Consider the following 12,795-nt stretch of genomic DNA (forward strand, 5'->3'; position numbering starts at 1 on the left):
GGAGGCAGGCCGTGTTCCGCGAGCGCAAGCCGAGTGTCCCGCGCGCCCTTCCGGGGGTGGCCTACAACCCGATGGTGGCGGACGGGGTGCGGTGGCTCGACTACGAGCGGGCCGCCGAGCCCGCCCCCGACGAACGCCATCCCGCATCCGACGACCACCAACCCGACGCCGGGCCCGAGATCGGGCCCTATGAGCGTCGCCATGGGTCCCATGAGCGCGTTCCCGGGCCGCACGAGTGCCGCTCCGAGGGCGGCGAGGCCCTGTCCGTCCTGGAGCCGCCCGAATACGACTGGTTCGACCTGCCGCACCGCCCGCCCAGCCTGGCCCGCAGCCGCCCGTACGGGGTGCCGGGAGGGCTCGCCGAGCCCGACCCGCAGGTGGAACGGGACCTGGCCGACGCGCTGCGGCCGGGAGCCCGCTTCCCCGACCCGCGCGGCACCTGGGTGCGGCTGATCAACGGCTCCGGGCCCGCCGACGACCCGTTCCGCGCCTCCAACGCCGCCGACTGCGCGCTGGCCGTGCTGTCCACCTGGCACGGCGAGCCCGCGACGGCCGCGCCGAGGCTGCCCGAGTACGACCGGATCGGGCGGCCCGCGCTCACCGGGGAGCGGGGCAGCGTGGCCAGGATCGAGCGCTGGGCCGGCCAGCGGCTGCAGTACGCGGGCCAGGGGCGGCACGCGTACCCGATGATCGAACGACGTCTGCTGGACGCGGGCCACGGAGCCGCCGCGGTCATCGTGGTGCGCTGGCCCGGGGGCGGCTCGCACGCCTGGAACGCGGTCAACTTCGACGGAGAGGTGATCTGGATCGACGCTCAGCGGGGTCACATGTCGGTCGAGCCGCCGTACCGGACCGTGACCGGGGTGTTCTGCGTGATCCTCGACCGCGCGGGCCGGCCGCGATGACCACGGGATGGCGCGATGACGACGGGGGAGGCGCGATGACCATGGAGGAGGCCAGGGCGCTGGCCGAGGAGTACTTCAACGGGGCCCGCGTGCGGGAGGAGCCCCTGCCGGTCGGCGTGTACGCGTTCGACGGCGGTTACGTGGCCTGGATCCGTGACCTGGAGCCCGACGATCCCGCCAGGCTGCCCGAGACGGCCGGGGGCGGATGCGTGGTCATCGACCGGGCGACGGGCGAGGTGGTGGCCAGGCCGCTGCTCGACCCGGAGACCGTGGCCGAACTCTGGCCGGGCCGCACCCCACGCTGACTCCCATCGTAGGTCAGGGTGAGATCGAGGCCGGGCGCCGCCCCCATGAGACGCCCGACCTCCCTGTGCCTTCTATCCGGATATTTCTGCTTTATTCGACTACGGGGCTTTCGTCCGTCTCACCCCGCCGCGAGGGACGCGACGATCGACGCCCGCGCCGCGCGCCGGGCCGGAAGCACCGCCGCCAGCACGCCCGCCACCCCCGACAGCGCCACGAGCAGCACGATCGACGTCACGGGCACCGCCAGCCGGGCCCCGTCCAACATCGCCCGCATCGCCGCCCAGCCGAAGACGACGCCGAGCACGACGCCCACCAGCGCCCCTACCAGCCCGAGCACCAGCGCCTCGATGGACAACATGCGGCGCAGCTGCGGCCGGGTCAGCCCCAGGGCCCGCAGCATGGCCGACTCCCTGGTCCGCTCGTGGACCGACAGCGAGAGCGTGTTCGCGATCCCCAGCAGCGAGATCAGCACCGCCAGCCCGAGCAGCCCCGTGATGATCATGAGCAGCATGTCGAGGGCCTCGTCGAACTGCCCGCGTACCTCCGTCGAACTGCTCACCCGCACGGTCGGATAGGCGGCGACGGCGGCGTCCACCACCGCGCGGGCCCGCTCGGCCGCCACCCCGTCCCCGATGCCGATCATCACCAGCGAGTCGGGCACCGCGCCGAAGTAGGCGTCGAAGGAGCGCTCCGCGACCGTGACCGGCGGCAGCGACGACTGGTCGCCGTCGAGCAGCGCGACCACCTCCAGCGACACCGTCCCGGCCCGCTCGGTCCGCAGCGCCACCGTGTCGCCCACCCCGACGCCGAGCCGGGCGGCCGAGGAGTCCTCCAGCGCGGCCCGGCCCGCGCCGAAACCGCTCATGGAGCCGGAGACGACGTACGGCTCGACGGGCCCGCTGAAGGTGCCGACGGTCATGCTCCGGCCCGCCACCGTCGCGTCGGCCTGGCGGATCTGCGTCACGGACGCCAGCTCCGGCCGGCCGCGCAGCCCCTCCGCCACCGAGCGCGGGATGACGGCGTCGCGCTGCTGGCTGGCCAGCAGATAGTCGATCGGGAACTGCTCGTCCAGCTTGGCCGTCATCGTCAGCCGGGTGGAGGCGGTCACGACCGAGATCAGCGTCATCAGCGTCACCCCGATGGTGAGCGCCACCGTGGTGGTCGCGGCCCGCTTCGGGTTGCGGCCCGAGTTGTCCACCGCCAGCCGGCCCGGCACCCCGAACAGCCGGCGCGGGATCCAGCCCACCAGCGCGCTCAGCGGCCTGACCAGCACCGGGCCCAGCACGAGCACCCCCAGGAACGTCAGCGCGCCCCCGGCCATGACGACGAGCATCGAGACCTGCTGCCCCGGCACGAGGACGAACGCGCCCGCCGCGGTCGTGCCGAGCCCCGCCAGCAGCAGGACAGCGGCGAGGACGCCGCGTGCCGGACCGGCGCGGAACGCCGGCTCCTCGCTCTGACCGTGCAGGGCGGCGATCGGCGGCACCCGCGTGGCCGATCTGGCCGGCAGCAGCGCCGCGCCGACCGTGACCAGCAGGCCGACGGCCAGGCCGCTCGCGATCGTGGCCGGCGTGAGCGCGATGTCCGCGTTCGTGGGCAGCGGGGAGTCGAACGCGCGCAGCACGGCCAGGGTGGCCGCGGCCAGGCCGTACCCGATGAGCAGGCCCAGCGCCGAGGCCAGCGCGCCCACGACGGCCGACTCCAGCACGATCGAGCCGAACACCTGCCCCCGCGTGGCCCCGACGCAGCGCAGCAGCGCCATCTCCCGCGTCCGCTGGGCGACGAGGATGGCGAAGGTGTTGTAGATGACCAGCGCGGCCACCAGCATCGCCACGACGCCGAACAGCAGCAGCCCCGTCGTCAGCATGCCGATCTCCGTCCCGGCCGCCCTGGCCAGGTCGCCGGCCAGCTCCGCGCCCGTCCTGACCTGGTACGCGCCGCCGGCGGCCGCCGCCACCGCCGCCTTCAGCCCCGGCCCGCCGCCCGCGACGTCGATCTCGGCGTACCCCTTCGCGCCGGTCATGCGCCGGGCCACGTCCGTGGTGAAGCCGACCGCGCCGGTGTAACCGAGCGTCTGGTCCACGCCGGTGTCGATCAGGCCGACCAGCCTGAACTGATGCGCGGTCTCCTTGCGGTCCAGCACCGTGATCGTGTCGCCGAGACGGAAGCCCTGGGCCGCGGCGGTGTTCTCGTCCAGCACGGCGGCCTGGTCGTCGGTGCCCGGGCCGGTGCCGGCGACGACGTTCGTGCGGTCGAGCGGGCCTGTGACGATCGACAGGGCGGTGGTGGGGACGTCGCCCACCGTCTTGCCGTCCTTACCGAGCACGGGCGCGCCGCCGCGGATCAGGCCCTCGGCCCGGGTCACGCCGGGCAGCGCCCGGATCCGCTCCAGCACCTTCTCCGGCAGCCTGCCGCCCGCCGATCCGGGCAGCACGGCCACGTCCACCTTGTCCGCGTCCGCCGTCACCTGCTGCGCGAAGCCGGCCTGGGCGGTGTCGTTCAGCACGAACGTGCCCGCGATGAAGCCCACCCCTAGCATGATCGCCAGGGACGTGAGCAGCAGCCTGAGCCGGTGCGCGCGCAGCCCGGCCAGCGCGGCCCTCAGCACCGCACACCTCCGGCCGGACGAGGGTCTCCGACGCGGTGCATCTCATGCCTCCAGCCGGACGAGGGTGTCCAGGACGGACTGCGGCGTCGGCGCGTTGACCTCGGTGACGAGCTCGCCGTCCCGCAGGAACACCACCCGGTCGGCGTACGCGGCCGCCACCGGGTCGTGCGTGACCATGACGATGGTCTGGCCCAGCTCGCGCACGGACGTGCGCAGGAACGACAGGACCTCGGCGCCGCTGCGCGAGTCCAGGTTCCCGGTCGGCTCGTCGGCGAAGATCACCGCGGGCTTGCTGATCAGCGCCCTGGCCACCGCCACCCGCTGCTGCTGGCCGCCGGACAGCTCGCCCGGCCGGTGCCCGAGCCGGTCCTTCAGCCCGACGGTCTCGATGACCCGGTCGAACAGCGCCTGGTCGGCCAGGCGGGCGGCGATGTCCAGCGGCAGCCGGATGTTCTGCTCGGCCGTCAGCGTGGGCAGCAGGTTGAACGCCTGGAAGACGAAGCCGATCCGCTCCCGGCGCAGCATCGTGAGCTGCCGGTCGGTCAGCCCCGTGAGCTCCACGTCGCCGATGTGCACGGTGCCGGACGTGGCGGCGTCGAGGCCGGCCAGGCAGTGCATGAGCGTCGACTTGCCCGAGCCCGACGGCCCCATGATGGCGGTGAACGCCCCCGTGGCGAAGGACACGTCCACGCCGCGCAGGGCGTGCACCCGGGCGTCGCCGGAGCCGTACACCTTGGACAGATCGGTGGCCACGACGGCGGGCGGGGCCTGACGCCGGGTCTCGGTGAGCGTCACGTTCACTCCTCGTTCGCGAAATTGCAACGCGCCCCACGCTAGGAGTGGAAATCTCCCGATATATGGGCCCTGAGGAGGGACTTCACCTGCGCCGGCAGATGACCCGGGGTCAGACTTTCGGCCGAGGGGAGGGCACGATCAGACCCGCCTCGTACGCGTACACCACCACCTGAGCCCGGTCCCGCAGCCCCAGCTTGGCCAGCACCCGCCCCAGATGCGTCTTCACCGTCGCCTCCGCCACCTCAAGCCGGCCCGCGATCTCCATGTTGGACAGGCCACGCGCCACCATCAGCAGCACCTCACGCTCGCGCGGCGTCAGCTCGGCCGCCGGCACCACCGGATCCTCGGCGGGCAGCTGCGCGGCGAAACGGTCGAGCAGCCGCCGCAGCGTGCTGGGCGAGACCACCGACTCGCCCGCGTGCACCGTCCTGATCGCGCTGACCAGGTCGTCCGGCGGCACGTCCTTCAGCAGGAAACCGGCCGCGCCCGCCTTGACCGCCGCGAAGGCGTACTCGTCCAGGTCGAACGTGGTCAGGATGAGCACCTTGGGCCCGTCGATCAGCCTGGTCGCCTCCAGCCCGTCCATGGACGGCATGCGCACGTCCATGAGCACCACGTCCACCTCGGTGCCGCGCAGGACCTCCAGTGCCGTGGCGCCGTCGGCGGCCTCCGCCACCACCTCGATGTCCGGCTGCGCGCCCAGCACCATCCGGAAGCCGGCTCGCAGCAGCTCCTGGTCGTCCACCAGCATCACCCTGATCACGCCGCCTCCTTCGTCATCGGCAACCTGGCCAGCACCTCGAACCCGCCACCCGGCCGGGGGCCCGCCGACACGGCGCCGCCGTACATGCCGGCCCGCTCGCGCATCCCGATCAGGCCGTGCCCGTCGGAGCTCGCGGGAGCCGCCGCGCCCCGGCCGTCGTCCACCACCCGCACGACCAGCTCGGGGCCGCCGTAGTCGATCTCCACGCTGGCCCGGACGCCGGGGCCGCCGTGCTTGAGCGCGTTCGTCAGGGCCTCCTGGACGATGCGGTAGACCGCCAGCTGCTGGCCCTCGGGCAACTCGGCCGGCACCCCGCCGACGCTCAGCCGGGCAGGCACACCCGCGCCGCGTACCAGCTCCTCCAGCTGGCCCAGGCCCGGCTGCGGGGTGTAGTCGGTGCCCGCGGCCTCGTTCTCCCGCAGCACCCCCACCAGCCTGCGCATCTCGGCCAGAGCCGCGCGACCCGTCTTGGAGATGGTCTTCACCGCCAGCCGGGCCTGTTCGAGGTCGCGGTCCATGGCGAAACCCGCGCCGTCGGCCTGCACCACGATCACGCTCACGTTGTGGGCCACGACGTCGTGCAGCTCCCTGGCGATCCTGGCCCGCTCGGCCGCGGCGGCCATCCTGGCCTGCTGGTCGCGCTCGCGCTCGGCCCGCTCCGCCCGCTCCTCCAGGCTCTCCAGGTAACGCCTGCGGGTGTTGGCGTACAGGCCGGTCAGCCAGATCGTCACCACGAACACCGAACCGCTGAAGAACATCCCGAACGACGGATCCGACCAGTGGACCAGCGCCAGGAACACCCCCAGCTCCGCCACCAGTCCCGCCGCCAGCGCCCAGCGGAACGAGCACCGGTAGGCCACCGCCCAGAGCGCCACCAGCACCGCCAGGTTGGCGGGCAGCGGGCTCACCCCCGCCAGCCACTGCCCGAAGCTGATCAGCGCGACGGCGGCGAAGCAGACCAGCGGCCGCCTGCGCCACGCCAGCGGCGCCAGCAGCGCCGCCGACAGGACCAGATAACCGGCCACGCCGGGACCGTTCTGCGCGGCGCCCGGCGGGGGACCGTTCACCGCGTACGGCACCGCCAGCAGGGCGCACAACAGCACCAGAGGGGCCACGCCGGCGGCGGTGGCCAGCTTCTCGTGGCGCCTGGACCACGCCCGTACGCTCCCGAACACATCATCACGATATGTAGCCCCGACGCGGCCTTGGTCCGCCTGGAGGGTGAAGTGCGAGTACGACCCAGGTCTTACATGGCTTCGCGCTTACATGCGGCTTACGGTGAGTTTGGCATCCTTCATTATCGGGAGCGCCCTTCGTGGGCGAGTAAAGGGAGATCGTGATGGCGGATCATGATCGAGACGCCGGGTCGCGCGGCGAAGAGGAAGCGCCGCGCGACCCGACCCAGGAGCCACTTGAACCGGCCCAGCTGAGGTACGGAGAACAGGCGGACCGCCCGTACACCGACCTCCCACCCACCCAGCCGAACGCCTCAAACTGGGAAGAACCGCCCTCCGCCTCCTCGGAGAGCTTCTTCCGCCGCAGGCGAACCCAGATCACGGCCGCGGCCATCGGGGGCCTGCTCGCCGGCGGCCTGCTCGGCGGCCTCACCGTCGCCTCGGCCACCGACCACGACCACGACCGGTTCGACGTCTGGCTGCAGCACGAGAACCGCTGGCGCGCCCCTGACGGCCTGCGAATGCCGAGACCCATGGACGGGGGCTGCTACCGCTCGGACGACGAGTTCTTCTGCGTCGCCCCACCACCCCGCTTCGACGACCCCGACTCCTCCGACGAGGACGCCGACGAAGCCCCCGAAACCGCCGCCCCGGCCCCCACCAGGACGTCATGAAAGAGAGAATGTAGGGCCGGTGGGATTCGAACCCACACTAACAGCCACCTAAAGACTGCGCCTCTGCCATTGGGCTACGACCCCTTTTCACCTTTCCCTTGCCCGCGAAATTCTCGGTCTGGGAATGGCAATTCGGGCACAGGAAGCGGAGATTCTCCATTCGATTGTCGAGCCAGTCTCCACTGATGTGGTCGACATGGAGCGTCAGCGGCCTTCCCTGCCACGTGCCGCCAATCTTACAGCCTGCGCACGTGTACGGGACCCCTGCTCCGATCAGAGCGCGGCGGAGAATCGGCGCCTTCTCGCGAATGGAACCGGGCGGGCGCGCCACCAGAACTTCCTGGTAGGGACGCGCGGTCGCCGAACGCCGCCCTTTGCCGTGAGCCTGGCCGACGAAGTGAGAAGTGTCTATGCCGAAGTGCTTGAGCCGCCGGCTGATGTGCGCGTGGCTGCCCCCGGTCCACTTGATCCCGAGGCGCCTGAGCACGTCGGCGACGCTGAGCGAGGCCTCGGCGGCCTCGGCGAGCAACTCGCGGGAATACTTGATGTACGCGGCCACGGCCCGAGCCTAGAGAACGGCTCCGACGTTTTTCTGAGGCCGGGAAATCATCGCAGAAATGCGGAGAATGTCACTTTTGGGGCCCTCCGGGAATGGAGGGCCCTTCGGGTCAGAGGAGGCCGAGCTTCTTCTTGAGTGAGGCCACGTGGCCGGTCGCCTTCACGTTGTAGAGGGCCTGTTCCACCTTTCCGTCCCCGTCGATGACGAACGTCGAGCGGATGACGCCCACGACCTCCTTGCCGTACAGCTTCTTCGTGCCGTACGCGCCGTAGGCCTGGTGGATGGTCAGGTCGGGGTCGGACAGGAGGGGGAAGGTCAGCGCGTCGCGCTCGGCGAACTTGGCCAGCTTGGCCGGCTTGTCCTTCGACACGCCGAGGACGACGAAACCCTCGGCGGTGAGCTGGTCGAGGCTGTCGCGGAAATCGCAGGCCTGCTTGGTGCAGCCGGGGGTCATCGCGGCGGGGTAGAAATAGAGGATCACCCGCTTGCCGCGGTAGGTCTCGAGGGAGACGGTGCCGCCGTCATGGGTGGGTAGCGTGAACTCGGGCGCGGCGTCGCCGGGCGCGAGCTTGGTTTCGGTCAATGGGCCCTCCTGAGTTCTCCCCGCCAACCTACCGGCCTGGCCGCCGTGCCGTACGGCGTGCCGACCTGACAGACTGATCACGACCAGAACGGACGGAGCCCAGCACGGCACGCGGCGCCGGGCACGCGTACGGTCGGAAGGAGAGCCATGGCTGACACCGATCCCGACGAGCTGGAGCGGCGGATCGCGCGGACGCGCGCGGAGTTGGCGCAGACGGTCGACGCCATTGCCGACCGGGTGAGCCCCAAGCGGGTCGCCGAGCGTACGGTGGCGGACGTCAAGAGCAGGGCGGGGAACTTCGTGGCGTCCGTGGGTGACGCGCTGGGGGTCACGCCGCGGCCGGTGCCGTACGACGGTGAGGAGCCGGATCGGCTCTGGGAGGACGAGCGGCCCGACATGGGTCCTGTGCTGATCGGGGTGGGCGCGGTGCTGGTCGTGGGGGCGGCCATCATGCTGTGGCGGCGCAGGCGCAATCGCCGCTGACAGGCGCGTGTGTGTGCCGGGGGTCAGAGGAAGGTCTGGCCCTCGCCCCGGTAGGTCGGCACCGTTTCGACCAGGGTGTCACCGTCGACGAGGTGGAGCGCGTCGAAGCGTTCGCACATCTCGCCCGCCTTGGCGTGCCTGAACCACACCCGGTCCCCGATCCGCAGCTCCGCGGCGGCCTGGCCGATGAGCGGGGTCTGCACCTCGCCCGCGCCCTCGTCGGGCGCGTAGCGCAGTCCGGCGGGCAGGTACGGCTGGGGCAGGCGGCTGGGTCCGGCCGAGCCGGAGGCGGGGTAGCCGCCGCCGAGCACGGTCACCGTCTCCATGTCGGGGCGGCGGACCACGGGCAGGGCGAAGAGGGCGGCGGGGCGGCCGGTGAAGCGGCGGTAGAAGTCGAACAGCCTGGGGTGGAAGAGCCCTGAGCCGGCCGCCACCTCGGTGATGGCCTTCTCGCGTACGGTGCGCTCCACGGAGCCGGTGCCGCCGCCGTTGACGAATTCGAGGTCGGTGTACTGGCGTACGGCGTTCACGACGCGGCCGCGCCGCAGGATGAGCTCTCTGGCGGAGCGGGCCTGCATGAGCCGGATGAGGCGGGTGTAGGCGGCGTTGCCGGGCGGGTCGTCGCCGAGGCCGGCGATCTGTGACTCGTACGCCATCACCCCGGCCAGCCGGAACCCGGGGCGTTTGGCGATGCCGGCGGCCAGGTCGGCGGCCTGGTCGGGCTCGCGGACGGGGGAGCGCAGCGCGCCGGCCCTGAACCGGCCGCCGAGGGCGAGGTAGGCGGCGTCGATGTCGAGGCAGGTCCTGATCTCGGCGCGCGGGTGGACGTGGGCCACGGCGGCGTCGATGAAGTCGAGGTGGGCGGCCGAGTCGACGGTGACGGTGATCCGCCGGGCGGTGTCCGGGTCGGCGGCCAGGGTGGCGAGGGCGTGCCGGTCGGCGGTGGGGTAGGCGACGAGGATGTCGGTGAAGCCGTGGCCGGCCAGCCAGAGCGCCTCGGGCAGGGTGAAGGCCATGATGCCCTGGAAGCCGTCCATGGCCAGGACGCGTTCGAGGAGGGGCCGGCTGCGGATGGATTTGCTGGCGACCCTGATGGGCTTGCCGGCGGCGCGGCGGACGAGGTCGGCGGCGTTGGCTCGCATGGCCGCCAGGTCGAGGATCGCGAACGGCGCTTCCAGGCCCGCTGTGGCGCGGTCGTAGCGCTGGCGGTCATCCATACCAGCAGCGTAACGACATATCGGGCAAATGAATATGAGGCTTGTTCGTGTTGATCGTCGTCCCCGTAATGATCGGGCAAACGGGCGGCGAGGGCGCGGTTCAGGTCATGCGGGATCCATGTACGTCTGTCGTTGTGATGACCACGCTTCAGCAGATACTGCCCGGTGCCGCCGTCACCCCGCGGCACACCGGGCTGCGCCGGGCGAACAGGGCGTTGCGGCCGGCGCGTACCGTTCCGGGGGCCACGGTCGCGCTGACGCTGGCCGCCGGGCTGGGGACGACCGCGGCCGAGGTGGTCTCGGGGCTGCTCGGCGCGCCGCTCGGCTGGGTGCCGGTGAACGAGGCGGTCGATCTCGCCACGAAGAGCACGTGGCCGGACCTCGCCACGCCGTCCCTGGTCATGTCGGGGGCGGGCGTACTGATGCTGCTGCTCGCGGTCGTGCCGGGCCGGTCCAGGACGGTGCCGGTGGAGACGTCCGACCCGCTGATCGTCATCGGGATCACCCGCTCGGGCCTGCGCCGTACGCTGCGCGCCGCCGCTCAGCAGGTGGCGGGGGTGGACAAGGCCCGGGTACGGCTGCGCCGCCGCACCATCGAGGTGACGGTCATGACCGATGCGGAGAGCACGGGCCAGATGTTGCGGCAGGTCGGGACCGCGGTGGGGGACCGCCTGGCGGGCGTGGGCACGCTCGGCACCGGCGAGGTCGTGGTACGCCTGCGCAGGAAGGCCGTGTGATGCGCCGCCACAGCGGGAGGGCCCGTGTGATGCGCGATCGTGCCATCTGCCGGGACAGCGGGAAGGGCGTGTGATGCGGCGGTACACCGGGAATCGGGTCGGTCTGGCCGTCGTCGGGGCGACGCTGCTGGGCCTCGGGATCTACGCGTGGCTGCGCGGCGAGGACCGTTTCCTCGGCCTGCCGCCGGGCGCCAGGGTGCTGCCCGCGCCGGCGTACCGGACGCTGGCGGAGGAGCCGTGGCCGCTGTGGTTCCTGGCCCTGGGCCTGATGCTGCTGGCCCTGGTCTCGCTGCGCTGGCTGCTGCTCTGCCTGGGCTGGGGCCGCAGGGGCACGCCGAACGGCACGGGCACGGCCATGCTGTTCGTGGGGCTCAAGGGCGTGGAGGGGCTGGGCCGGGCGGGGGTCAGGGTGGCCGATGACGGGCTGCGCATCGCGCTGACCTGCCCGGCGGCGGCCGACGTGGGCGCGGTGGTGGGCAAGCTGGACGGCGACATCGTCGGGCGGATCCGGCGGGAGGTCCGCGATGACGAGACCCCCGCCGTCGTCCGGCTGCACGTCCGCCGCCCGGTCAGCACTCGATCACGTTGACGGCCAGGCCGCCGCGTGAGGTCTCCTTGTACTTGTCCAGCATGTCCTGCCCGGTGATGCGCATCGTCTTGATGGCCTTGTCGAGCGCCACGTAGTGCCGTCCGTCGCCGCGCAGGGCGATCCTGGCGGCGGTGATGGCCTTGTTGGAGGCGACCGCGTTGCGCTCGATGCACGGGATCTGGACCAGGCCGCCGATCGGGTCGCAGGTCAGGCCCAGGTTGTGCTCGATGCCGATCTCGGCGGCGTTCTCCACCTGCTCGGGGGTGCCGCCGAGCACCTCGGTGAGGCCGGCGGAGGCCATGGAGCAGGCCGAGCCCACCTCGCCCTGACAGCCCACCTCCGCGCCGGAGATGGAGGCGTTCTCCTTGAACAGCACGCCGATGGCGCCGGCGGTCAGCAGGAAGCGGACCACGCCCTCGTCGTCGGCGTGGGGGACGAAGCGGGTGTAGTAGGTCAGGACGGCGGGGATGATGCCGGCCGCGCCGTTGGTGGGGGCGGTGACGATGCGGCCGCCGGCGGCGTTCTCCTCGTTGACCGCGAGGGCGAAGAGCGTCACCCAGTCCATGGCCTGGAGCGGGTCCTTCTCGGCCGGCTCCGACTGCAGGCGGCGGTGGAGCTGGTTGGCGCGGCGCTTGACCTTCAGGCCGCCGGGCAGGACGCCCTCCTTGGAGATGCCGCGGCGCACGCACTCCGACATCACCCGCCACAGGTTGAGCAGGCCTTCCCTGATCTGCTCCTCGGTCCGGCCGAACGCCTGCTCGTTCTCCAGCATGAGGGCGGAGATCGACAGGCCCGTGTTGGAGCAGTGCTTGAGCAGCTCCTCGCCGGTGGTGAACGGGAACGGCAGCACCGTGTCGTCGGGCTTGATGCGGTCGGCGCCGGTGGCCTGCTCGTCCACCACGAAGCCGCCGCCGACCGAGAAGTAGACCTTCTCCCTGATCGGCTCGCCGGAGGCGGCGTAGGCGGTGAAGCGCATGCCGTTGGGATGTTCGGGCAGCGAGATCTTGCGTTCGAAGACGAGGTGCTCGCCGACGACGAACGGGATCTCGTGCGTGCCGTAGAGCTGGAGCGTGCCCGACTCGCGCATCGCGGCGACGCGGGTCTCGACGCTGTCCACGTCGACCAGTTCGGGCTTCTCGCCGGACAAGCCGAGCAGGACCGCCTTGTCGCTGCCGTGGCCCTTGCCGGTCAGGCCGAGCGAGCCGTACAGGATGGCCTCGACCCGGGCCACCCGGTCGAGCAGGCCGTCCTCGTGCAGGCCGCGGGCGAATTTGTGCGCGGCGGCCATCGGACCGCCGGTGTGGGAGCTGGACGGTCCGATACCGATCTTGAACAGGTCGAAGACGCTGATCGCCATTGATGTGCGCCCTTCTTAGGGGCCGGGGCCCGTCCGCGCGGGCC

The 12,795-nt window shown here is 71.9% G+C and carries 14 protein-coding genes and 1 tRNA gene; 6 read left to right on the plus strand and 9 right to left on the minus strand.

Annotated features, from left to right (window positions below):
• Positions 1 to 11: 11 nt before the first annotated feature.
• Both B0I32_RS38945 and B0I32_RS38950 read left to right on the plus strand, forming a co-directional pair.
• Positions 12 to 905, plus strand: a complete 894-nt coding sequence (locus tag B0I32_RS38945) for a toxin glutamine deamidase domain-containing protein (RefSeq protein WP_106248270.1) — start codon at positions 12 to 14, stop codon at positions 903 to 905.
• Positions 906 to 940: 35 nt separating this feature from the next.
• Positions 941 to 1,210 (plus strand): hypothetical protein, encoded by a 270-nt coding sequence (locus tag B0I32_RS38950; protein ID WP_106248272.1) that lies wholly within the window; start codon positions 941 to 943, stop codon positions 1,208 to 1,210.
• 119 nt (positions 1,211 to 1,329) lie between these two features.
• On the opposite strand, the gene B0I32_RS38955 is transcribed toward B0I32_RS38950, so the two are convergent.
• The 4 genes from B0I32_RS38955 to B0I32_RS38970 form a co-directional block, all read right to left on the minus strand.
• Positions 1,330 to 3,819, minus strand: coding sequence for an ABC transporter permease (locus tag B0I32_RS38955; protein ID WP_106248274.1), 2,490 nt, complete (start codon positions 3,817 to 3,819; stop codon positions 1,330 to 1,332).
• A gap of 42 nt (positions 3,820 to 3,861) precedes the next feature.
• Positions 3,862 to 4,614: an ABC transporter ATP-binding protein gene (locus B0I32_RS38960; protein WP_245956300.1), complete on the minus strand. Its 753-nt coding sequence runs from the start codon at positions 4,612 to 4,614 to the stop codon at positions 3,862 to 3,864.
• Between the two features lie 109 nt (positions 4,615 to 4,723).
• The gene (locus B0I32_RS38965; protein WP_219912226.1) at positions 4,724 to 5,377 is read right to left on the minus strand and encodes a response regulator transcription factor; all 654 of its coding nucleotides are present in this window, start codon (positions 5,375 to 5,377) and stop codon (positions 4,724 to 4,726) included.
• Positions 5,374 to 6,552 carry a sensor histidine kinase gene (locus tag B0I32_RS38970; RefSeq protein ID WP_106248277.1) on the minus strand — a complete coding sequence of 393 codons (1,179 nt, stop codon included), beginning with the start codon at positions 6,550 to 6,552 and terminating at the stop codon, positions 5,374 to 5,376. The genes B0I32_RS38965 and B0I32_RS38970 overlap by 4 nt, the downstream gene beginning before the upstream one ends.
• A 164-nt stretch (positions 6,553 to 6,716) precedes the next feature.
• On the opposite strand from B0I32_RS38970, the gene B0I32_RS38975 reads away from it, so the two are divergent.
• Positions 6,717 to 7,226 carry a hypothetical protein gene (locus tag B0I32_RS38975; protein ID WP_106248278.1) on the plus strand — a complete coding sequence of 170 codons (510 nt, stop codon included), beginning with the start codon at positions 6,717 to 6,719 and terminating at the stop codon, positions 7,224 to 7,226.
• 11 nt (positions 7,227 to 7,237) lie between these two features.
• On the opposite strand, the gene B0I32_RS38980 is transcribed toward B0I32_RS38975, so the two are convergent.
• The 3 genes from B0I32_RS38980 to bcp form a co-directional block, all read right to left on the minus strand.
• Positions 7,238 to 7,310, minus strand: a tRNA-Leu gene (locus tag B0I32_RS38980).
• On the minus strand, positions 7,264 to 7,785 hold the full coding sequence (locus B0I32_RS61835; RefSeq protein ID WP_219912233.1) for an HNH endonuclease signature motif containing protein: 522 nt from the start codon (positions 7,783 to 7,785) through the stop codon (positions 7,264 to 7,266). The genes B0I32_RS38980 and B0I32_RS61835 overlap by 47 nt, the downstream gene beginning before the upstream one ends.
• A 109-nt stretch (positions 7,786 to 7,894) precedes the next feature.
• Entirely contained in the window at positions 7,895 to 8,368 is a 474-nt protein-coding gene (gene bcp / locus B0I32_RS38990; protein ID WP_106248279.1) for a thioredoxin-dependent thiol peroxidase, read from the minus strand.
• Positions 8,369 to 8,515: 147 nt separating this feature from the next.
• Here bcp and B0I32_RS38995 point away from each other — a divergent pair, with 147 nt between their 5' ends.
• Positions 8,516 to 8,851 (plus strand): DUF3618 domain-containing protein, encoded by a 336-nt coding sequence (locus B0I32_RS38995; protein WP_106248281.1) that lies wholly within the window; start codon positions 8,516 to 8,518, stop codon positions 8,849 to 8,851.
• Between the two features lie 23 nt (positions 8,852 to 8,874).
• Here the strand turns inward: B0I32_RS38995 and B0I32_RS39000 are convergent, their stop codons facing one another.
• Positions 8,875 to 10,068: an amino acid deaminase/aldolase gene (locus B0I32_RS39000; RefSeq protein WP_106248282.1), complete on the minus strand. Its 1,194-nt coding sequence runs from the start codon at positions 10,066 to 10,068 to the stop codon at positions 8,875 to 8,877.
• Positions 10,069 to 10,205: 137 nt separating this feature from the next.
• On the opposite strand from B0I32_RS39000, the gene B0I32_RS39005 reads away from it, so the two are divergent.
• Positions 10,206 to 10,805 (plus strand): DUF6286 domain-containing protein, encoded by a 600-nt coding sequence (locus B0I32_RS39005; RefSeq protein ID WP_106248284.1) that lies wholly within the window; start codon positions 10,206 to 10,208, stop codon positions 10,803 to 10,805.
• A gap of 73 nt (positions 10,806 to 10,878) precedes the next feature.
• The gene (locus B0I32_RS39010; RefSeq protein WP_106248285.1) at positions 10,879 to 11,394 is read left to right on the plus strand and encodes a hypothetical protein; all 516 of its coding nucleotides are present in this window, start codon (positions 10,879 to 10,881) and stop codon (positions 11,392 to 11,394) included.
• Here the strand turns inward: B0I32_RS39010 and B0I32_RS39015 are convergent.
• Positions 11,375 to 12,751, minus strand: a complete 1,377-nt coding sequence (locus B0I32_RS39015) for an L-serine ammonia-lyase (protein WP_106248287.1) — start codon at positions 12,749 to 12,751, stop codon at positions 11,375 to 11,377. The two genes, B0I32_RS39010 and B0I32_RS39015, sit on opposite strands and share 20 nt — an antisense overlap.
• Between the last annotated feature and the right edge of the window lie 44 nt (positions 12,752 to 12,795).

This window comes from Nonomuraea fuscirosea, assembly GCF_003001935.1.
In the GTDB taxonomy this organism is placed as follows: Bacteria; Actinomycetota; Actinomycetes; order Streptosporangiales; family Streptosporangiaceae; genus Nonomuraea; species Nonomuraea fuscirosea.

What these genes read in the sequence shown, in the direction of transcription:
- B0I32_RS39010 (WP_106248285.1), top strand. Translation starts at nt 10,879, where the DNA reads ATGCGGCGGTACACCGGGAATCGGGTCGGTCTGGCCGTCGTCGGGGCG.
- B0I32_RS38950 (WP_106248272.1), top strand. Translation starts at nt 941, where the DNA reads ATGACCATGGAGGAGGCCAGGGCGCTGGCCGAGGAGTACTTCAACGGG.
- B0I32_RS38995 (WP_106248281.1), top strand. Translation starts at nt 8,516, where the DNA reads ATGGCTGACACCGATCCCGACGAGCTGGAGCGGCGGATCGCGCGGACG.
- B0I32_RS39015 (WP_106248287.1), bottom strand. Translation starts at nt 12,751, where the DNA reads ATGGCGATCAGCGTCTTCGACCTGTTCAAGATCGGTATCGGACCGTCC.
- B0I32_RS39000 (WP_106248282.1), bottom strand. Translation starts at nt 10,068, where the DNA reads ATGGATGACCGCCAGCGCTACGACCGCGCCACAGCGGGCCTGGAAGCG.
- B0I32_RS38975 (WP_106248278.1), top strand. Translation starts at nt 6,717, where the DNA reads ATGGCGGATCATGATCGAGACGCCGGGTCGCGCGGCGAAGAGGAAGCG.
- B0I32_RS39005 (WP_106248284.1), top strand. Translation starts at nt 10,206, where the DNA reads ATGACCACGCTTCAGCAGATACTGCCCGGTGCCGCCGTCACCCCGCGG.